The organism is Shewanella sp. 1311, assembly GCF_059338235.1.
Window position 1 is genome coordinate 83252 of record NZ_CM181686.1, and the last position, 20615, is coordinate 103866.

The 20615-nt window shown below is 46.3% G+C and carries 17 protein-coding genes; 10 read left to right on the forward strand and 7 right to left on the reverse strand.

Going from position 1 to position 20615, the window contains the following annotated elements; translation table 11 throughout:
• Positions 1 to 43: 43 nt before the first annotated feature.
• The 5 genes from AC5YB3_RS00480 to efp all read left to right on the forward strand — a co-directional run bounded on the left by AC5YB3_RS00480 (position 44) and on the right by efp (position 3001).
• Complete coding sequence (locus AC5YB3_RS00480) at positions 44 to 265, forward strand: DUF2788 domain-containing protein (RefSeq protein ID WP_006081578.1); 222 nt, start codon at positions 44 to 46, stop codon at positions 263 to 265.
• Positions 266 to 275: 10 nt separating this feature from the next.
• Complete coding sequence (gene ybfE / locus AC5YB3_RS00485) at positions 276 to 548, forward strand: LexA regulated protein (protein ID WP_006081577.1); 273 nt, start codon at positions 276 to 278, stop codon at positions 546 to 548.
• A gap of 54 nt (positions 549 to 602) precedes the next feature.
• A complete protein-coding gene (gene fldA / locus AC5YB3_RS00490) occupies positions 603 to 1130 on the forward strand; it encodes a flavodoxin FldA (RefSeq protein ID WP_006081576.1) in 528 nt (175 codons plus the stop codon).
• Between the two features lie 86 nt (positions 1131 to 1216).
• The gene (gene earP / locus AC5YB3_RS00495; protein WP_494526298.1) at positions 1217 to 2395 is read left to right on the forward strand and encodes an elongation factor P maturation arginine rhamnosyltransferase EarP; all 1179 of its coding nucleotides are present in this window, start codon (positions 1217 to 1219) and stop codon (positions 2393 to 2395) included.
• Positions 2396 to 2440: 45 nt separating this feature from the next.
• A complete protein-coding gene (gene efp, locus AC5YB3_RS00500; protein ID WP_006081573.1) occupies positions 2441 to 3001 on the forward strand; it encodes an elongation factor P in 561 nt (186 codons plus the stop codon).
• Positions 3002 to 3144: 143 nt separating this feature from the next.
• Here the strand turns inward: efp and AC5YB3_RS00505 are convergent, their stop codons facing one another.
• A complete protein-coding gene (locus AC5YB3_RS00505; protein WP_494526299.1) occupies positions 3145 to 4479 on the reverse strand; it encodes a glutamine synthetase family protein in 1335 nt (444 codons plus the stop codon).
• 311 nt (positions 4480 to 4790) lie between these two features.
• Positions 4791 to 6173, reverse strand: a complete 1383-nt coding sequence (locus AC5YB3_RS00510) for a Na+/H+ antiporter NhaC family protein (protein WP_006081571.1) — start codon at positions 6171 to 6173, stop codon at positions 4791 to 4793.
• Between the two features lie 775 nt (positions 6174 to 6948).
• On the opposite strand from AC5YB3_RS00510, the gene AC5YB3_RS00515 reads away from it, so the two are divergent.
• The 3 genes from AC5YB3_RS00515 to AC5YB3_RS00525 all read left to right on the forward strand — a co-directional run bounded on the left by AC5YB3_RS00515 (position 6949) and on the right by AC5YB3_RS00525 (position 10414).
• A complete protein-coding gene (locus AC5YB3_RS00515) occupies positions 6949 to 8163 on the forward strand; it encodes a pyridoxal phosphate-dependent aminotransferase (protein WP_259541200.1) in 1215 nt (404 codons plus the stop codon).
• Positions 8164 to 8451: 288 nt separating this feature from the next.
• On the forward strand, positions 8452 to 9039 hold the full coding sequence (yfbR, locus tag AC5YB3_RS00520) for a 5'-deoxynucleotidase (RefSeq protein ID WP_115334657.1): 588 nt from the start codon (positions 8452 to 8454) through the stop codon (positions 9037 to 9039).
• A gap of 25 nt (positions 9040 to 9064) precedes the next feature.
• Positions 9065 to 10414: an anti-phage deoxyguanosine triphosphatase gene (locus AC5YB3_RS00525; RefSeq protein WP_259522774.1), complete on the forward strand. Its 1350-nt coding sequence runs from the start codon at positions 9065 to 9067 to the stop codon at positions 10412 to 10414.
• Positions 10415 to 10596: 182 nt separating this feature from the next.
• Here the strand turns inward: AC5YB3_RS00525 and AC5YB3_RS00530 are convergent, their stop codons facing one another.
• From AC5YB3_RS00530 to zwf, 4 genes are read right to left on the reverse strand one after another with little or no spacing between them, the layout of a single operon-like run.
• Positions 10597 to 11238, reverse strand: a complete 642-nt coding sequence (locus AC5YB3_RS00530) for a bifunctional 4-hydroxy-2-oxoglutarate aldolase/2-dehydro-3-deoxy-phosphogluconate aldolase (RefSeq protein WP_006081567.1) — start codon at positions 11236 to 11238, stop codon at positions 10597 to 10599.
• A 20-nt stretch (positions 11239 to 11258) separates the two neighbouring features.
• Positions 11259 to 13085, reverse strand: a complete 1827-nt coding sequence (edd, locus tag AC5YB3_RS00535; RefSeq protein ID WP_494526300.1) for a phosphogluconate dehydratase — start codon at positions 13083 to 13085, stop codon at positions 11259 to 11261.
• A 9-nt stretch (positions 13086 to 13094) separates the two neighbouring features.
• Positions 13095 to 13793 carry a 6-phosphogluconolactonase gene (gene pgl / locus AC5YB3_RS00540; protein WP_006081565.1) on the reverse strand — a complete coding sequence of 233 codons (699 nt, stop codon included), beginning with the start codon at positions 13791 to 13793 and terminating at the stop codon, positions 13095 to 13097.
• Between the two features lie 9 nt (positions 13794 to 13802).
• Complete coding sequence (zwf, locus tag AC5YB3_RS00545) at positions 13803 to 15275, reverse strand: glucose-6-phosphate dehydrogenase (protein WP_006081564.1); 1473 nt, start codon at positions 15273 to 15275, stop codon at positions 13803 to 13805.
• Between the two features lie 312 nt (positions 15276 to 15587).
• On the opposite strand from zwf, the gene AC5YB3_RS00550 reads away from it, so the two are divergent.
• Positions 15588 to 16442 (forward strand): MurR/RpiR family transcriptional regulator, encoded by an 855-nt coding sequence (locus AC5YB3_RS00550; RefSeq protein ID WP_006081563.1) that lies wholly within the window; start codon positions 15588 to 15590, stop codon positions 16440 to 16442.
• Positions 16443 to 16629: 187 nt separating this feature from the next.
• Complete coding sequence (pyk, locus tag AC5YB3_RS00555) at positions 16630 to 18069, forward strand: pyruvate kinase (RefSeq protein ID WP_494526301.1); 1440 nt, start codon at positions 16630 to 16632, stop codon at positions 18067 to 18069.
• 259 nt (positions 18070 to 18328) lie between these two features.
• On the opposite strand, the gene AC5YB3_RS00560 is transcribed toward pyk, so the two are convergent.
• Complete coding sequence (locus tag AC5YB3_RS00560) at positions 18329 to 20608, reverse strand: acyl-CoA dehydrogenase (protein WP_115334659.1); 2280 nt, start codon at positions 20606 to 20608, stop codon at positions 18329 to 18331.
• Positions 20609 to 20615: the final 7 nt, after the last annotated feature.

A 20615-nucleotide genomic window follows, 5' to 3' on the forward strand; every position in this document is an offset into this window, starting at 1 on the left:
GCGCCTCTTTTGGCCTTAGAACACTCTCGAGGACTAAGAAAGTATGTTATCTCAGTACATGGAACAAATTGAAACCATCGGCCTGAACCTGTTTTTTGCCTCGATATTTTTCTTTATCGGCATGGCCATCCACGATGTGCTTAAACAAGGTAACGTGCCGAAATTTGGTCGATTTATTGTTTGGTTAGTGTTATTTCTCGGCTGCGCCGGGTTTATTGTAAAAGGTATTATCCAGATCACTTGGGAAGGCTCAGGGATCGGTTAACAATAAGAACATGGCAAAAGAAGCGACTGACAGAACCACCATTGACCTTTTTGCCAATGAAAAGCGCCGGGGCCGCCCACGAAGTAATCCTTTGTCCCGTAGCCAGCAGCTTAAGGTCAACAAACGCAATCAAATCCAGCGCGATAAAGCCAACGGATTAAAGCGAATAGAGTTAAAGGTGTCACAAGATTTGTATGACGCCTTGAATGAGCAGGCATTGGCCAGTAACATCAGCCGTAGCCAGTTAATCGAATTAATTCTTCAGCAACAAGTTGAGTGCTGAACGAGTACCAGCAAGATTAACGTAATAAGTGAACTAGACATTAAAGGATAGACAATGGCAACTGTAGGTCTTTTTTTCGGTAGCGACACAGGTAACACCGAAGCCGTAGCCAAGATGATCCAGAAAAAACTGGGTAAAAAAATGGTTGAGGTGAAAGATATCGCCAAAAGTACCAAAGAACAGATTGCAGAGTATGACTTGCTGCTGTTCGGCATCCCGACCTGGTATTACGGCGAAGCTCAATGTGACTGGGATGATTTCTTCCCTGAACTAGAGCAAATTGATTTTACTGACAAACTTGTCGCTATTTTTGGTTGTGGTGATCAAGAAGACTACGCTGAGTATTTCCTTGATGCCATGGGCATGGTTGGCGATATCGTTCAGGCGCGTGGTGGTATCATCATTGGTCACTGGCCAACTGCAAGCTACAACTTCGAAGCCTCTAAGGGTCAAGTTGATGACGACCACTTTATTGGTTTAGGTATCGATGAAGATCGTCAGCCAGAACTGACCGAAGAACGCGTTGATGCTTGGGTTAAGCAAATTTACGAAGAAATGTGCTTAGCTGAATTAGAAGACTAATTGGGCTAACCATTCGATTAAAGCGGCCTTAACGCCGCTTTTTTTATGCTTATATTTCTGACTAAGAATAACGACATACCACACTCATGACCAACACACCCCGCTCCACTCATTGGGATATCTTTTGTACCGTCGTCGATAACTATGGCGATATTGGCGTCACTTGGCGTTTAGCCAAACAAATGGCTAATGAGTACCAGATTCCCGTTAATTTGTGGGTCGACGACCTCGCAAGCTTCTCGCACATATTACCGACACTCGATCCACTAAAAACCGCTCAAAGCTTCAATGGTGTGAATATTATTCATTGGACTAAGCCTTTACCCATAGTGTTTGTCGCAGGGGAAGTACTCATCGAAGCCTTTGCCTGTGAATTACCCGAACAGGTAAAAGCGCAGTTGGTTTATTTACATCAGAACGCCCCCGAATCTGTGCCTATCTGGTTGAATTTAGAATATTTAAGCGCTGAGGATTGGGTCGAAGGCTGCCATGGTTTGCCTTCATTACAAGCCAATGGTTTAAAGAAGTATTTTTACTTCCCAGGCTTTGGCGCAAAAACCGGTGGGCTCATCTGCGAGCAAGATTTGTTTGCCGAGCGCGATGCTTGGCAAGCTAACTCAGCTAACAAATTACAGCTTTTTAGTCAGCTAGGTCTTAAGGGGATTGAGGCTCAAGATACTGTGATTAGCATCTTTAGCTATGAGACCGAGGCACTGCCGGCGTTATGCGAGTTATGGCAGCAATCGGCCGAGAAAATTCATGCGTTAATCCCCAAGGGTCGCAGCTTAAACAGTCTGACGCAGTTACTGCCCTGTGATATTGCCGCGCTAGTACCGGGTCAGCAAATAAATCATGGCAATTTAACCCTGCATATTTTACCCATGACAGACCAACAGGGGTTTGATCGTCTGCTCTGGAGCTGCGATTTTAATATCGTCCGCGGTGAAGATTCCTTTTTACGCGCCCAATGGGCCGCAAAACCCTTCATTTGGCACATTTATCCCCAAGAAGATGATTATCACCTCGTAAAATTAGAAGCTTTTCTCAAACTTTACTGCGATAATCTGCCACCTAAAATTGCTTGTTATTGGTCTGAATTGAATCTTGCGTTCAACCAAGCACAGCAATCTGCCGTGAGCCTTCACTGGCAAAACCTTAATCCTGTTAATTTGCCCTTGTTGCACCATGCTAAACAATGGCCAATTAATGCATTAAATGCTGCAGATCTCGCTACTCGACTAGTTCAGTTCGTTAAAAACAGCTAAGATACTGCGCGAAAACAGAAAAATCTAAATATAGGAAATAGTGTAATGAAAACTGCTCATGAAATCCGTCCTGGTAACGTGATCATGTTAGATGGCAGCCCATGGGTTGTGCAGAAAACTGAAACAACTCGTTCTGGCCGTAACGCTGCTATCGTTAAGTTAAAGTTGAAAAACTTACTGCTTAACTCTGGTACTGAAACGACTTTCAAAGGTGAAGATAAGTTAGAAGACATCATCCTAGATCGTCTTGATTGTACTTATTCTTACTTTGCTGATCCTATGTTTGTATTCATGGATGCAGAATATAACCAATACGACGTAGAAGCTGAAAACTTAGGTGATGCAGCGGCTTATATCGTTGACGGTATGGAAGAAACTTGCCAAGTGACTTTCTACGATGGCAAAGCTATCTCTGTTGAAATGCCAACCACTATCGTACGTGAAGTGATCTACACTGAGCCTTCAGCTCGTGGCGATACTTCAGGTAAAGTGATGAAGCCAGCAACTATCACTGGCGGCGGCACTGTTACTGTTGCTGACTTCGTGAAAGTTGGCGACAAGATTGAAATCGATACTCGTACTGGCGAATTCAAGAAGCGCGTTTAATCGCTCTCCTCGTTTCCAGCCGAAGAAAAGCCAGTGCTTGCACTGGCTTTTTTGTTGCTGTTTTTTTGTCGCGTGATTTGTGGGATGTCGAGTCACTCAAGGGATAAAGCGTTATCCAGCAACATCCCCTCAGAAAATAAGCACTAGCATTGCGGCCCTAAGAAACGTCGCTCCCAAGCACCTATCTCATTCAAATAACTTTGAAACTCAATCTCCTTCACTGATACAAAACCCGTGACAAAATCATCCCCGAGTAAGCGTCTTGCCGAATCACTTTGGCGCATTTGCGTTAATGCAGCGAGAAATGTCTGCGCTAAGTCATGGCTGCTCTCATAAGCACTACCGGTTTCTGGCGCGCTTGGGGATAGTTTTTCTTCCATTCCCGCAAGTCCCGCAGCAAGTGACGCAGCAATCATCAAATACGGATTGGCATCGGCGCCCGCAATGCGATTCTCAACCCGTCGCGCCACTGGAGCACTCAATGGCACACGTAAGCCTGTGGTGCGGTTATCTACGCCCCAGCTTAGATTAATCGGCGCTTGGCTACCGGAAATGTAACGTCGAAATGAATTGATATTGGGTGCGAATAACAACATTAAATCAGGTAGATACTTTTGTAATCCGCCGATGTAATGGTGAAAACGTTCAGTGTCACTACCATCTGCATGGCTGAAAATATTGTTGCCTTTATCATCCACGACACTTTGATGTAGATGCATAGAACTGCCGGGTTGGCCTGCTATGGGTTTCGCCATAAAAATCGCGTTCAAGCCATGTTTAATGGCGATTTCTTTCGCCGCGTATTTAAACATAAAAGCTTGATCTGCTAAGGCCAGCGGATCGCCATGCACTAAGTTAATTTCATATTGCGATAGCCCCATCTCATGGATCCAAGTATCACCTTTAATCCCAATCGCATCGATGGCGGCATTAAACTCATCCCAAAATGGCGCGAGTTCATTGAGCATATTCATGCTAAACGCAGATTGACCGTTTTCAGCTCGGCCACTTTTTGAAATGGGCGCCTGATACGGCGCACTCGGATCGGTATTGGCTTCAGTCAGATAAAACTCAATCTCAGGGGCCACCACGGGCGTTAACCCAAGGGCTTGGTAACGGGCCAACACATTTTTTAAAATGGAGCGCGGCGCAAATGGACATAAATTGCCATCGAGCAACACACAGTCATGGATGGCAAATGCGCGCGGCACTGTGGTCCACGGGATCATTTTTAGGGTGCTGTAATCGGGGACGAGTAACAGATCAGGATCAGCATCGGGGAAAATAGGATCGTAGGAATACTCACCGGTAATCGCCTGCATCGAAATCGCTTGGGCAATACGTAACTCAGCACCCTGAGCAAAGCTTCGGGCTGGCATGAGCTTCCCCCTTGGATAGCCTGAGATATCAGGGAATAAACATTCGACATCACGTATTGTGCCGTGCTGGAAAAACGCAGTAAGAAGGGTTGAGTCCATTTGATTCATTTGCCACTAATGTTGAAAATAACACCATGAAGGATGCAAAGTATAATCAGGCTTTGATTTGAAAAGCTACATGGCGACGATGAAATATGTAAAATATAAATGACAATTCCGTAAAATATAATTTGACATCAGATGAGCGTCTTCATTTAAGAGTGTAAGCGCGGTTATCCTAGTTCAAGCCTAGCCACTCTCCACTCGCCTTTTACCAACTTTAACCGCCGAACCCAATGACGGCAGATATAAAAAAACCAGCCGCAGCTGGTTTCTTATTCTAACAGTGACTAATTCAATAGTGACTTAGTTTACGCAATCACTATAAAGCCGATAAACGCCAGTACAGCGGCGATCAGCGCATAAGGTAACTGAGTCACTGCATGGCTCACTAAGTTACAACCTGAGCCTTGTGCGGCCAATACGGTTGAATCTGAGTAGAAGCACGCTTGGCTACCAAATGATGATGCCGACAACAAGGCACCAATCACTAATGGGATATCCGCGCCCACCGATTGCGCTAATGGCATCACGATAGGAATGGTCACCGCAAAAATGCCCCAGCTCGAACCCGTCGCAAACGCGAGGATCGCCATGGATAAAAACACCACAGCAGGCAGCAATTTAGGCGTCATAAACGGGCTTAAGGATTCAATCACGTACTGCGGCAGTAATAACTGATCGCATACGTCCTTAAACACAAACGCCGCAATCACAGTGCTAATCGCCGGTAGCATGCTCTTAAAGCCATCAATCATCTGGTCCATCATCTCGGATAACGGCATCAAACGCTGCACAGCATAATAAGGGATAGTGATGACTAAAGTCGCCAGCAAGCCTTTCCACACGTCGATATCAAAGTACACGGTAAAGGCCACTAACAAACCAATCGGCACTAAAAAGTTGTGTAATTTGCCATGATTATCGGCGTGCTTAAATTCCTCTTCAATAGCTTTAACCGCATATTCATCCGAGGTTTGTACTTGGTCGAAATCCACTTGGGCTTCTGCTGGCTCGCCTTGGGCGGCGCGCAGCTGCGCAGTTTTCATCGGGCCAATGGCAGGCACTATGCCAAGTACCACAAGTAGCACCATAGCCACGGCTAACCAAGCGTAAAGCATGTAAGGAATCGCTTGCATATAAACAGCAATGCCCTGACCTTCGGCCGCAACACCGTTATCGACCAATAACCCACCAAAGAATACTGCCCAAGTCGATAATGGCACTAATACGCACACAGGCGCGGCAGTGGAATCCACGACATAGGCGAGCATCTCGCGGGACACTTTAAACTTATCCGTTACACGCTTCATGGTTTCACCCACGGTCAGCGCATTGAGATAATCATCGATGAAAATCACGATCCCAAGAATAAAGGTCATCAATAAGGACGATTTGGGTCCCTTAGCAAATCTCAGTGCATTACGACCAAACGCTAATGCGCCGCCAGTGCGGACCAAAAGCGCGATCAGCGCACCAAAACCACCACACACCAAAATCAACCAACCTATGGTTTCATCGGCCATGACCTTCAATGACACACTGGCAAAATTGTTTAAGACTTGACTGGGATCGAGTAACAGGAAACCGGTTACCGCACCTATGATCAGAGATAAAATGGGACGGCGTAACCAAATAGCTAACACCAATACCACCAAAGGTGGGATGAGACTTAACGCTGTCGGTTCAGACATGCACTTAGGTCCTCTAAATAAATCGCCTAAAAGGCAAATGGTTTTAGAATAACGTCTGAAATCAACATGATTCAGAACGTCAACACAGCTGCTTCATGATGACTAACCCTGAAGATAAAACCCGCTAATTGCTTGCTATCTGAGGTGCCTTGCCAAAAACATCGCGCAGAAAATAAAGCGCATCGAATATTGAGTCAACAATAAATTTAACTTGATAGAAAATAATTTTAACGGTCGCAGACAAAATCAACATAACACTTTAAATTTAAAGCATTTTAACTCACTCGCAACGAAACCGTTTATGATCCTCTCAGCTTAATAAGCATTCAATAAATATGCCTATTTATCACAAGGTCATATACAGCTTGCATAAGTTGATCTTATCGAGGAACTGTGATTAAAAATCAATCATTAAGCTTTTACTAAAATACACTTTTCCCCTGCTAAGATTTATAGGACAAACAAATAAAACGAAATAGCCGTCAACCACTGAAAATGCATTTCCATCAAGCGTGATTATTTTCTTCCTACATGCCAAAAACACGTAAAGCGGGTTTTATTTACCGTCAGCATTAGCTAAACACTCTTAAAACCATCCCAAAGTCAGAATATAAAACTTGTTCTTATTTCATTGATTGACTGTTAAAGCATATTTAACTAAGCAGTATTTATAAAAAAAGTCCCATTCTGTGCAGTTCCCCCCTTTCATCTACAGTGAAATTTCGTTATGGTGCGCTAACTTAAGCCAAAACTTTATGCATGTTCCGAGGTGTAAATGCGCCCTATCATCAAATCCAACAAGCTGGATAGCGTTTGCTATGACATTCGCGGCCCAGTGCACAAGGAAGCCAGACGTTTAGAAGACGAGGGTCATCGGATCCTCAAACTTAACATTGGTAATCCGGCCCCCTTCGGTTTCGAAGCGCCGGAGGAAATTGTGCGCGATGTGATCCTTAATTTACCCAGTGCCCAAGGCTACTGTGAGTCAAAAGGATTATTCTCTGCCCGCAAGGCCATAGTGCAGCATTATCAAGCTCAGGGGATTTTTGGTGTCGATATCGAAGATATCTATATAGGCAACGGCGTCTCTGAACTCATTATGATGGCGATGCAAGGTTTGCTTAACACCGATGATGAAATTTTAATCCCCTCGCCTGACTATCCACTGTGGACGGCGGCGGCCAATCTCGCTGGCGGCAAAGCCGTGCATTATCGTTGCGATGAAGAAGCGGACTGGTTCCCCGATCTCAACGACATTAAAAGTAAGATTTCATCGCGTACCCGCGGTATTGTGCTGATCAACCCGAACAATCCTACGGGCGCGGTTTACAGCAAAGAATTACTGCTGCAAGTGGTTGAGCTTTGCCGTGAACACAGTTTGATTTTATTTGCCGATGAAATTTACGACAAAATTTTGTATGACGAAGCCAAGCATGTTCCTGCGGCTGGCCTGTCGGACGATATTTTAACTGTTACCTTCAATGGTCTATCAAAGGCTTATCGCGCAGCGGGCTTTCGCGTCGGTTGGATGATGTTGTCTGGCAATCTTAAGGCAGCGAAGAGCTATATCGAAGGTTTAGAGATGCTGTCATCGATGCGCCTGTGTGCAAACGTGCCCAATCAACATGCGATTCAAACCGCGCTCGGTGGCTATCAAAGTATTAACGAGCTAATTTTACCTAAGGGTCGCCTGACAGTTCAACGGGATGCCTGTTACGAATTGCTTAACCAAATCCCGGGCGTCAGCGTGAAAAAGCCTAAGGGCGCACTCTATGCTTTCCCTAAACTGGATATGAAGAAATTCAATCTGCGGGATGATGAGCGCTTAGTGCTGGATTTACTCAGAGAAAAGAAAATTTTGTTAGTGCACGGCACCGCCTTTAATTGGCCTGAGCCCGACCATTTACGAGTGGTTTTCTTACCCTATAAAGAAGATCTGAAAAAAGCATTTACCGAGTTTGGCGTCTTCCTCGAAAACTATCGGCAGTAGGTTTAGCCTCGGCTAACGGTTTGAGTCATAAAGCGATCCTAGTGGTCGCTTTATTTTTAGTGATTTCGACAAATCCTCCGCGCTCATACTCACGTGTCACCCAAGGCTGTGATAATCTAAGACTTCATTAGCGTCAATACTGCTTATTCAACGCGTGTCACGTCTTCCAATGCAGCTTGTCGCCTTTCTACTCACTCATTAGCAGGCAAACTAAGAGTCATTTATGTGCCGTTTTTAGAACACGAATGACGCTTATCCAACGCAGGCCCTCGAATTAACAGGAAAACTATGAGTCACTTATTTGCCCATTTAGCTCGAATGAAACTTATCCAACGCTGGCCTTTGATGTACAACGTTCGCACTGAAAATGTTCAGGAACACTCGCTACAAGTCGCCATGGTGGCCCATGCACTGGTGATCATCAGTAATAAAAAGTTCGGCACGACGCTTGATCCCCATCAAGCCACGAGCCTGGCGATTTTTCACGATGCCAGTGAAATTCTCACGGGTGACTTACCGACGCCGGTGAAATACTTCAACAAAGAAATCGAAGCCGAGTATAAAAAAATTGAGGCGATTGCCGAGCAGCGCATGCTGGATATGGTGCCTGAGGAATTTAAAGAAGATTATCGCAGTCTGTTCATCAGTGATTACGCCGATCCCATTTACAAGACCATAGTGAAATCCGCCGATACTCTGTGCGCTTACCTTAAATGTCTTGAAGAAAACCGCGCCGGCAACAGTGAATTCAATACCGCCCGTAAGCGTCTCGAAGACATGCTGGCGACAAATCCTGATCCCGCAGTACAGTATTTTATGAGCTGCTTTGTGCCCAGTTTCACCTTGAATTTAGACGAAATTAACAAGATGCTTTGATTTTCCACTCTCGCTAGGAATGCATATGACTTCAAGTGTTTGGCAAGAACGCCGTCATGGTGAAGATAAACAACGGCGTAACGATCACCGCAGCCCTTACCAAAGAGACAGGGCGCGTATTCTCCACTCGGCCGCCTTTCGCCGCCTGCAGGCCAAAACGCAAGTGCTCGGCGTTGGCATGAATGACTTCTATCGCACTCGATTAACCCACTCACTCGAAGTCTCGCAAATTGGCACTGGCATAGCCGCCCAGCTTAGACGCAAATATCCACAGCATAAGCAGCTGCTTTGCTCTATGAGCTTATTAGAGTCCTTGTGTTTAGCCCACGATATTGGTCATCCTCCCTTCGGCCACGGCGGCGAAGTCGCATTGAATTACATGATGCGCGACCACGGCGGCTTTGAAGGCAATGGCCAAACTTTTCGAATTCTCTCTAAGCTTGAGCCCTATACATTAGATTTCGGGATGAACTTGTGTCGGCGTACCATGCTCGGGATTTTGAAATACCCCGCGCCGCACTCGAAGTTATTTGTCGCGGGCGAGCATAACGAAATCACCAACCATAGACAGCTCAAACCGTCACAATGGCCGCCGGTTAAGGGCATTTTCGACGATGATAACGACATTTTCGCTTGGGTACTTGAGCCTTTGTCTGAGGCAGACCGCAGTCGTTTTACATCTACGCAGCAAGGATCACACCCCGCCCTGCACCACTATCCACATCTGCGCACTCAGTTTAAATCCTTCGATTGCTCGATTATGGAACTGGCAGATGACATCGCCTATGCGGTGCACGATCTCGAAGATGCGATTGTTATGGGCATAGTCACGGCATCCCAGTGGCACCAAGATGTTGCACCAACACTCACAAACAGCGGCGATGCGTGGATACGACAAGAGCTTGCCGATATTGGCAATAAGCTGTTTTCCCATGAGCATCACCTACGTAAAGATGCCATAGGTACACTCGTTAATGGCTTTGTCACCGCGATTGTTATCTCAGAAGATGACGTGTTCGAAGAGCCATTATTACGCTTTAATGCGACCTTAGAGCCCGAATTTGCCATTGCGCTCAATGTGCTCAAGCAACTGGTTTATAAATACGTGATCCGTAAACCTGAGATCCAAATGCTTGAATATAAAGGCCAGCAAATTGTGATGGGTTTATTCGAAGCCTTCGCTTCCGATCCCGAGCGTTTACTGCCGCTGAACACCCAAGAGCGCTGGCGCGAAAGTGAGCAACAAGGCTTAAACAGTCACAGAGTCTTGGCGGACTATATTTCGGGAATGACGGATGAGTTTGCGGGGCGACTGTATCAACAGCTATTTAGCCCAAAAGCCGGCTCAAATGTCGAATTGAGTAAGGAAATGTAGCCAAGCAGGCATTGCGCGGCCCGACTTGCTATAAAGCCAGACCGTTTGTAAATGTGCGAATATCTATAAAAGCTAGACTTTCTATAGCGCCAGCTATCACAGACATTCTTTATCAAAGGCTAAAGATGAAAGACAAAAAACCACCTTGCGGTGGTTTTTTTTGTCGCTATTTCAAGCTCGACTTATAAAGCACCGATGGCGTCTTTACAAAGTTGAGTGATACGATCCCAATCGCCGTGTTCCATTGCATCCGTTGGCGCAATCCAGCTGCCACCAATACAATCGACGTTTTTCAGCGCTAAATAATCTTTATAGCTGCTTGGCGTAATGCCACCTGTTGGGCAGAAGCGAATATCCGCTAGCGGACCCGAGAAGGCTTTCAGTGCATCCACACCACCCGAGGCTTCGGCTGGGAAAAATTTAAAGTGGGTGTAACCAAGCGCCATACCCGTCATCACTTCTGAAATGCTCGCAACGCCTGGGATCAATGGTACAGGACCATGCATACCAGCTTTGAGCAGTTCAACCGTCGCGCCTGGGGTAATAATAAACTGCGCACCAGCGGCAATCGCAAGATCAAGCTGAGCTTCGTTTAAAATAGTACCAGCGCCCACTAAGGCCTCTGGCACTTCTTTGGCGATTTTAGTGATAGCTTCGAGTGCGCAAGGTGTACGCAAAGTCACTTCTAACACGCTAATGCCGCCGGCAACCAGTGCTCGCGCTAATGGCACCGCATGTTCAATCTTGTTAATCACCATAACAGGAACAATAGGGCTGCGTTTAAAAATATCTTGTGGCTGTAGTGACCAGTTATTCTCAAGCATTGCGTTATTCTTCCTTTGTATTAATAAAGTTCATCGATGGCATTAGTACAACGCGCACCAGTTTCTGGACTGCTTAGATTGGAACGTAGCGCACTAAATAACTCGCGACCCATACCATAACGTGAGCGATGTAAATCGACTATTCTGGCGGTTCTGGTGGCAAGTTCTGCTTCAGAGACAAGCAGGCTCAGTTCACCTGTTAACGCATCGACACGGATCAAGTCGCCATCTTTGACTTTGGCAATTAAGCCGCCATCTAAGGCTTCTGGCGTCAAGTGAATGGCCGCAGGGACTTTACCCGACGCGCCAGACATACGACCATCGGTCAGCAGCGCGACTTTAAAGCCTTTGTCCTGAAGCGTGCCTAACAATGGCGTTAATTTATGCAGCTCTGGCATACCATTAGCTTTCGGCCCTTGGCCTTTAACCACAACTACACAATCTCTATCCAGAGCCCCTGCTTGGAACAAGGCATCGAGTTTGTTTTGATCGTCAATGACTACCGCTGGCGCCTCAACGACACGATGTTGTTCCTGTACCGCTGATACTTTGATCACAGCGCGGCCCAAGTTACCTTTCAGTAATTTCAAACCACCATTGCCTTGGAAAGGCGATGCGACTGAAGTCAACACTTCAGTATCTAAACTTGTTGTAGGGCCATCGACCCAGCGAAGTTCACCGTCGAGCAGTTTTGGCTCTTGGGTATAACGGCGTAAACCAAAGCCCGCAACGGTATTCACATCTTCATGCAATAGACCCGCATCAAGTAATTCTTTGATTAAGTACGCCATGCCGCCTGCTGCGTGGAAATGGTTGATATCGGCGTGACCGTTTGGATACACGCGCGCCACTAATGGCACTGCATCTGATAATTCAGAAAAATCATCCCAATTCACGATAATACCGGCAGCTCTAGCCGCGGCGACGATGTGCATAGTCAAGTTAGTAGAACCGCCAGTAGCCAAGAGCGCCACAATGCCGTTAACCACAGACTTTTCACTGACCACTTCACCGATTGGGGTATATTGGGTACCCATTTCGGTTAAACGACACACTTGCTTAGCGGCCATCTTGTTTAAGGCTTCGCGCAGTGGATCATCAGGATTCACAAATGACGAGCCTGGTAACTGCAGCCCCATCACTTCAAGCATCAGCTGATTCGAGTTTGCCGTACCGTAGAAGGTACAGGTTCCTGCACTGTGGTAAGACTGGGCTTCTGCTTCAAGCAGTTGTGCGCGGTCCACTTTACCTTGAGCAAACTGCTGACGAATACGGGCTTTTTCTTTGTTCGGGATACCTGATTTCATCGGCCCAGCAGGCACGAATAACATAGGTAAGTGACCAAAGCTTAAGGCGCCGATAAGTAAACCTGGAACGATTTTATCGCAAATGCCGAGCAGTAAAGCGCCATCAAACATGTTGTGAGACAAGCCCACAGCCGTTGCCATAGCAATCACTTCACGACTCAGTAAGCTCAATTCCATACCGGGTTGACCTTGAGTCACACCGTCACACATGGCCGGAACACCGCCCGCCACTTGTGCAACACTGCCGACTTCCTGACAGGCTTTTTTAAGCAATTCAGGATAGCTTTCATAGGGTTGGTGCGCAGATAACATGTCGTTAAATGCCGTCACTATGCCGATGTTCGCCTTATTCAATTGACGCAATGCATTTTTGTCGTCTGGATTACAGGCGGCAAAACCATGGGCTAAGTTGCCACAGCTCAATGAGCTACGGTGTACACCATGGTTACGGGCATCATTCAATGCGGCGAGATAACCTTCACGTGACGCTTTGCTACGGGCAATAATTCTGTCGGTAACAGCTTGAACTACTGAGTGCATCTTGACTCCTTAAGCGCTCCAGAACACATCAACGGGCGTTTTACGCTGCGCTAATACGGCTCTGATAGGCATAGCATGGACATCATCACTTTCTAACGCTTGACGATATACGGATAATTTCTGTTCCCCAACCAAGTGCAGATAAATTTGTCTGCTGTTCAGAATCGCACTCTTAGAGAGCGTTATTCTGCCGTGAGGCGCTGTGGTGGGGTTCGTCGCCACGCACAGGGCTTGGGTTGTGAGCGCATTTTCAAGCTCAGCGCTACAGGGAAACCAAGAACAAGTATGACCATCGTTACCCATGCCTAATACCACCACATCAAAAGGACGAGGGAAATTAGACAAAGACTCGGCGGCCATATCGGCGCCCGCTTCTGCGGTCGAAAACATGTTTTTTAAACCGCGGAATTTGGCATTCGACGCACGGTTTTGTAATAAATGTTCACGCACTAGACGTTCATTAGAAGCATCGGCGTCGGCTTCAACCCAGCGCTCATCGGCGAGAGTGATATAAACATCACTCCAATCGATGGACTTCATGCTCAATAGTTGAAATAACTTAAGCGGCGTCGAACCACCGGAAACCACTAAGCTCGCTTTTCCGCGGGCATCGACGGCTTCCTGTAACTGGCTCGCAATCTTGCTGGCCAGTTGCTGTTCTAACGCACTTGGCGTATCGAAAGATTTGAATACGGTTTCTTTAATCATCAAAGTCTCCTACTCGTCCCACGAACGGCCATCTTTGGTGATCAAAGCAACTGACGCAACTGGACCCCAAGTACCCGCAGGATAAGGTTTTGGTTTTTCGTTACTTTGTTCCCACGATTGGATAATGCCATCCACCCAAGTCCATGCCTGCTCGACTTCGTCGCGGCGCACGAACAGCGCTTGATTACCGAGCATAGCTTCGAGTAATAGACGCTCGTAGGCATCGGCGATACGTTCATTTTTGAAGGTATCGGAGAAGCTCAAATCGAGTTTAGTGGTTTGTAGACGTTGTTTTTGCTCCAAACCTGGCACTTTGTTCATCATCTGGATTTCAACCCCTTCATGGGGCTGCAGACGGATCGTTAACTTGTTTGGTGGCAGATTACGGTAGCTTGAGCGATATAAGTTATGCGGTGGGTTTTTGAAATACACCACAATTTCAGAGCTCTTAAACGGCATACGTTTACCGCTACGTAAATAGAAAGGCACGCCCGCCCAACGCCAGTTGTCGATATCCACACGAATCGCCACGAAGGTTTCTGTGTGTGATTGAAGGTTGGCGCCTTCCTCTTCTAAATAACCCGGTACTGGGCTGCCCTTTAAGAAGCCTGCGCTGTACTGACCGCGTACGGTATTTTCATACACATTGTCAGAATTAATCGGACGCAGTGATTTAAGCACTTTGACTTTTTCATCACGGATGCTGTCAGCGTCTAAGTTGACTGGTGGATCCATAGCAACGAGCGTTAACACTTGCAGCAAATGGTTTTGGATCATGTCGCGCATCTGACCCGCTTTGTCGAAGTAACCCCAACGGCCTTCGATACCCACTTCTTCTGCAACAGTGATCTGGACGTGGTCAATCGTACGGTTGTCCCACTTAGAGGCAAATAAAGAGTTAGCAAAACGCAGTGCAATCAAGTTCTGTACGGTTTCTTTACCTAAGTAATGGTCGATACGGTAAACCTGACGTTCTTTGAAGTAAGCGGAAACTTGATCATTGATAACGCGAGAAGAGTCTAAATCTGAACCGATTGGCTTTTCGAGCACCACACGTGAATCGGGGTGGATAAGATCTTGTTCATGCAAACAACGGCAAATGTCGCCGAATATCGCAGGTGGCGTAGCAAAGTAACTGACCATGACGCGCTCTTCTGGTTTGAGCAGTTCATGGAAGGCACTGTAGCCCGCTGAATCGGTAAAGTTAGTACCTATATAGTGGCAGCGGGACAGGAAACGTTGGAGAGTCTCTTCGCACAAAGGCTCTTTCACGAAGGTGTTTAATGCAAGCGTGACTAATTCGATAAACTCATCTTGAGTAAACTCGTCTTTCGCGACACCGATCACTTTCGTATCTTTATCGAGAAGTTCAGCTTTATCTAGCTGGTATAAAGAAGGTAACAACTTGCGTCGTGCCAAATCGCCTTTAGTACCAAAGAGTACGAAGTCACAAGCTTTGGCGCCTGATGTTGTTTTGCCCATTGCGTTACGATCTCCTTTGTATGTCGTGTCCCTTCATGTCGATGAAGAAATCCACACTTTTGTTGTAATATAACAACAGAATTTGTTAAATGCATCTATTTTTATAAATATTAACATTCTAGCTAACTAGGCACTTACAGCATTAATCTGATATGCTTTTTGTGCTTAAATTACTGAAGGTAGTAAAGTCTTATTTCAAAATTGTACTGAAAAGTTACTACATAGAGTCTCTTTGTGGGCCGCCAGCCTTGATCTGTCCCCACAAAACAAAAATAAATAAAATTACATTCTCAATTTAGCGGACATACGCGTATGAATACCCTAGAAAAGGTTCAAAAAAGCCTCACCCATTTTAGTAAATCAGAACGCAAAGTTGCAGAGGTGATCTTAGCATCACCACAGACAGCTATACATTCTAGCATCGCCACACTGGCAAAGATGGCAGATGTCAGTGAACCTACTGTGAATCGTTTCTGCCGCCGCTTAGATACTAAAGGCTTCCCTGATTTTAAGTTACATCTAGCGCAAAGTCTTGCGAACGGTACTCCTTATGTGAGCCGCCACGTTGAAGAAGATGATTCGACTGAGTCGTATACGACAAAAATCTTCGAATCTTCAATGGCTTCGCTTGATACCGCACGTCAAAGTTTAGATATTTCAGCCATAAACAAAGCGGTTGATATACTTACTCAAGCTAAGACTATTTCCTTTTTTGGCTTAGGCGCATCCGCTTCTGTTGCCCATGACGCCCAAAATAAATTCTTCCGCTTTAATGTGCCTGTCATCTGTTTTGACGATGTTCTGATGCAACGCATGAGCTGTATAAACAGCAATGAAGGTGATGTTGTTGTATTAATTTCCCACACAGGCCGCACTAAGTCATTGATTGAGATCGCACGTTTAGCGAGAGAAAACGGTGCAGCTGTGATTGGTATTACCGCCCGTAACTCACCTTTGTCGATGGAATGTACGCTGCCCGTGACAATGGAAGTGCCAGAAGATACCGACATGTATTTACCTATGGCCTCGCGTTTAGCCCAATTAGTCACTATAGATGTATTGGCAACCGGCTTTACCTTACGCAGAGGCCCACGTTTCCGCGATAATTTGAAACGGGTGAAAGAAGTATTAAAAGAGTCTCGCATCAATAAAGATCCGATACTGTAACTCACTTCCTTTTCTAAAAATGGCTAGTGTTGATCCTTAACCTAGCCATTTATCGTGCAAATATCAGCGATACCTCACAATTTTCATACATAACTTTAGATCAATTTGATTGTAACTTTACTACATAATCTGGAATTGCATGGTAATATAGGCCCAAGATTTTTTTTAACTTTAACGGAGTATCCTTATGTTCCGCAGAACCAAAATCGTCACCACTCTAGGTCCCGCTACCGATCGTGATGATAATCTACGCCGCATCATCGCGGCAGGTGCAAACGTTGTACGTCTTAATTTCTCCCACGGTTCCCCAGAAGATCACTTAAAACGAGCCACTCAAGCGCGCGAAATCGCTAAAGAGTTGGGCGTTCATGTGGCTATTCTGGGTGACTTACAAGGCCCTAAAATCCGCGTTTCTACTTTCAAAGACAATAAGAAAGTGCAACTGGTGTTAGGTCAAGCCTACGTGCTTGATGCCGAGTTAGCAAAAGGTGAAGGCGACGAGACCCAAGTGGGTATCGATTACAAGCAATTGCCTGACGATGTGACTGTTGGCGATATCCTGATGTTAGATGATGGCCGTGTTCAATTACGCGTTGAGCGTGTTGAAGGCCGTAAAGTGCACACCACAGTGACTGTGGCTGGCCCTTTATCTAACAACAAAGGTATTAATAAGCAAGGCGGCGGACTTTCTGCTGCGGCGCTGACCGAAAAAGACAAAGCTGACATTCTGACTGCGGCATTGATCCAAGTGGATTATTTAGCCGTTTCGTTCCCACGCAGTGGTGCTGATTTAGATTACGCCCGTGATCTTGCCCGTCAAGCTGGTTGTAATGCCTTGATCGTGGCTAAAGTTGAACGCGCTGAAGCCGTTGCGACCGATGCGGCTATGGATGATGTGATCTTAGCGTCTGACGTTGTTATGGTTGCCCGTGGTGACTTAGGTGTTGAAATTGGTGATGCTGCGCTCGTTGCGGTGCAGAAGAAGTTAATCGCCCGTTCACGCCAACTGAACAAAGTCGTCATCACGGCCACTCAGATGATGGAATCGATGATTTCAAGTCCAATGCCAACCCGCGCCGAAGTAATGGACGTGGCGAACGCTGTGCTTGATGGTACCGATGCTGTGATGTTATCAGCTGAAACTGCTGCCGGTGACTTCCCAGAAGAAACCGTTAAGGCAATGGCAAACGTCTGTGTTGGCGCAGAATCTCACCCAAGTGTGATTGTGTCTAAGCATAGATTAGATGTGCGTTTCACTTCAGTTGAAGAAACGATTGCACTATCGACTATGTATGCGGCTAACCATCTTGAAGGCGTTAAGGCGATTATTGCTTTGACTGAATCGGGTGCGACTCCACAGTTGATGTCACGCATCAGTTCTGCACTGCCGATCTTAGGTTTATCACGTCACGCAACAACCCTAGCCAAAATGGCCTTGTACCGCGGCGTGTTACCAATCTACTTCGATTCAACTATCCACCCAGCTGATGAGCTAGCGCAAAAAGCGTTAAAAGCATTAACTGCTGCAGGTTATTTGAATAGTGGTGATATGGTGCTGATGACCAAAGGCGATGCAATGGAAACGATTGGCGGCACTAACACCTGTAAAGTGTTGATCGTAGCTTAAATTGCTTTAGCTTCTTCTAACGACTAAAGCGCGTTAGAAAAAAGCCAATAAAAAACCACCTCATGAAGGTGGTTTTTTTATATCTGCAGTTCTTTGTAAATGCTGTTATCTGTGACTGCTGATTTCTGTTGGTGCTAATTTGTCGTTCTCTCATTGCTGAGGGAAATCCAAACGGCCCAAGCGGAGTAATCATTAAACTTAATACCGCTTAGACCAGACCGCACTAACATTAAACGCTAACATCAAACACTAGCAATCACTATAACGCTTCGAAATCATTCACATTAATTGCCGCTAAGCGCAGCTTATCAGCATGCTGCAATTTCTGCTCTTCATCAGCAGTGATAACGCCAGTCTCAAGTGCTTTTGCAAACAAGACGAGATTAGGCACTTTGGCTGGCAGTTCACCGGCACGCTGCGCTTTCTTCAGCTTTTTATAAATATCTTTACAGGCATATTGCGCAACAAACGCTTGCTCAACTTCCGCAATACCGCCTTTATCTCCTTCAAATTCAGGACATAGGAAGGTAATACGGTCACGAGCAGGGCCAGGCTTCAACATGCCGCCGACTAAATCGGTCGCCATTTTATCGCTCGGCGCATTGAAGTGATTACCCAGCGGGAAAATTAAGCCGCGCAGTAACCATGCCACAGGACGGCTCGGGAAGTTACGAATCGTGTCTTCCAGTGCTTTCGCCGCTAAGTGCAAACGATTGGCCATTACGTAACGTACCGCGGGTAAATCGTCCTGTTGACGGCCATTGTCTTCAAATAGCTTCAAGGTTGCTGAGCCTAAATACAACTGGCTGAGCACATCGCCCATACGTGCCGACAGCATTTCTTTGCGTTTTAAATCGCCACCCATGATCAGCATTGATAAATCCGTCATTAAGGCTAATGCAGATGAAATACGCGACATATCTTTATAGTACTGCTTAGTTTCACCGCTCACTGGCGCACTGCCAAAACGGCTACCACTTAAGGCACTAAACAACGCACTGAAAGCATTACGCGTGGCATAACCCATGTGGCCCATTAATAGCGCATCAAAACGCTCTAAGGCTTCATGTTGGTTCTCCATCGCTGCGGCTTCCATTTCGGCAAGCACGTAAGGATGGCAGCGAGTCGCACCTTGACCAAAAATCATCAAGGAGCGGGTTAGAATGTTCGCGCCTTCCACAGTGATCGAAATTGGATTCGACATATAAGGGTGGCCTAAATAGTTTTTAGGTCCTAATTGAATGCCCTTACCCGATTGAATATCCATGGCATCGTTCATCACAGAACGGCCTAGCTCAGTCATGTGGTACTTAGCAATCGCAGTCACAACCGAAGGTTTCACCTTAAGATCTATACCCGTAGTGGTTAAACGACGTGCGGCTTCCAACTGATAAGTGTTGGCAATAATACGTGCCAGCGCTTCTTGCACCCCTTCAAACTGGCCAATTGCCATACCAAACTGATGACGCACATAGCTGTAAGCCGTTGTCGTCTTCGTCGCCATGTGACCAGAAGCCGTTGCCAGTGCAGGTAATGAAATACCGCGGCCCGCCGACAAACACTCAACCAGCATACGCCAGCCTTTACCAGCAAATTCAGGGCCACCGATAATCCAATCCAGCGGGATAAACACTTCTTTACCTTGGGTAGTGCCGTTCATAAACGCCATACCTAGCGGATTATGACGACGACCAATAACCACTCCAGGATGATCCGTTGGGATCAACGCACAGGTAATGCCTAAATTTTTCTTATCGCCAAGCAGACCTTCTGGATCGCGCATTTGGAACGCTAAACCCAGAACCGTCGCTACAGGCGCCAGCGTGATATAACGCTTATCCCAAGTGAGTTTTAGCCCAAGCATTTCTTCGCCATTGAAGGTATCGCGGCACACAATACCCACATCCGGGATAGCGCCAGCATCACTGCCCGCTTCTGGACCGGTTAACGCAAAACAAGGAATTTCATCGCCTTTAGCTAAAGCAGGTAACCAACGTTCTTTCTGCTCACTCGTACCATAATGGGTCAACAACTCACCAGGGCCTAAAGAGTTAGGCACCATGACAGTCACGGCGGCGCTTACGCTACGGCTGGCTAATTTGCTGACAATGGTAGAGTTAGCATAGGCAGAGAAAGCTTTACCACCGAATTTCTTCGGAATGATCAGGGCGAAGAAGCCTTCTTTCTTGAAGTATTCCCACAACTCTGGCGGTAAATCTTTACGGTTATGCACTATGTCGAAATCATCAATCATCGTCAGTGCTGTCATCACTTGATTATCGATAAAGTCTTTTTCTTCAGCGGTCAGCGTCGGTTTGCCGTAGCTGTGCAAGGTATTCCAGTTAGGATTTCCGCGGAATAACTCCCCTTCCCACCAGACATCACCGGCTTCCATCGCTTCGCGCTCGGTATCTGAAAGTGGCGGCAAGACCTTCTTGAAAAAACTAAAAACTGGGCGGGTAATAAACTGCATCCGGATATTTTTCACCGCAAACAACACGACAATGGCTATCAGGGCAAGAATTATAATCGTCAACATTATCAAG

Bases quoted from the DNA above. Each gene is read 5' to 3' on its own strand.
- AC5YB3_RS00480 (WP_006081578.1), top strand. From the start codon at position 44: ATGTTATCTCAGTACATGGAACAAATTGAAACCATCGGCCTGAACCTG.
- ybfE (WP_006081577.1), top strand. From the start codon at position 276: ATGGCAAAAGAAGCGACTGACAGAACCACCATTGACCTTTTTGCCAAT.
- fldA (WP_006081576.1), top strand. From the start codon at position 603: ATGGCAACTGTAGGTCTTTTTTTCGGTAGCGACACAGGTAACACCGAA.
- earP (WP_494526298.1), top strand. From the start codon at position 1,217: ATGACCAACACACCCCGCTCCACTCATTGGGATATCTTTTGTACCGTC.
- efp (WP_006081573.1), top strand. From the start codon at position 2,441: ATGAAAACTGCTCATGAAATCCGTCCTGGTAACGTGATCATGTTAGAT.
- AC5YB3_RS00505 (WP_494526299.1), bottom strand. From the start codon at position 4,479: ATGGACTCAACCCTTCTTACTGCGTTTTTCCAGCACGGCACAATACGT.
- AC5YB3_RS00510 (WP_006081571.1), bottom strand. From the start codon at position 6,173: ATGTCTGAACCGACAGCGTTAAGTCTCATCCCACCTTTGGTGGTATTG.
- AC5YB3_RS00515 (WP_259541200.1), top strand. From the start codon at position 6,949: ATGCGCCCTATCATCAAATCCAACAAGCTGGATAGCGTTTGCTATGAC.
- yfbR (WP_115334657.1), top strand. From the start codon at position 8,452: ATGAGTCACTTATTTGCCCATTTAGCTCGAATGAAACTTATCCAACGC.
- AC5YB3_RS00525 (WP_259522774.1), top strand. From the start codon at position 9,065: ATGACTTCAAGTGTTTGGCAAGAACGCCGTCATGGTGAAGATAAACAA.
- AC5YB3_RS00530 (WP_006081567.1), bottom strand. From the start codon at position 11,238: ATGCTTGAGAATAACTGGTCACTACAGCCACAAGATATTTTTAAACGC.
- edd (WP_494526300.1), bottom strand. From the start codon at position 13,085: ATGCACTCAGTAGTTCAAGCTGTTACCGACAGAATTATTGCCCGTAGC.
- pgl (WP_006081565.1), bottom strand. From the start codon at position 13,793: ATGATTAAAGAAACCGTATTCAAATCTTTCGATACGCCAAGTGCGTTA.
- zwf (WP_006081564.1), bottom strand. From the start codon at position 15,275: ATGGGCAAAACAACATCAGGCGCCAAAGCTTGTGACTTCGTACTCTTT.
- AC5YB3_RS00550 (WP_006081563.1), top strand. From the start codon at position 15,588: ATGAATACCCTAGAAAAGGTTCAAAAAAGCCTCACCCATTTTAGTAAA.
- pyk (WP_494526301.1), top strand. From the start codon at position 16,630: ATGTTCCGCAGAACCAAAATCGTCACCACTCTAGGTCCCGCTACCGAT.
- AC5YB3_RS00560 (WP_115334659.1), bottom strand. From the start codon at position 20,608: ATGTTGACGATTATAATTCTTGCCCTGATAGCCATTGTCGTGTTGTTT.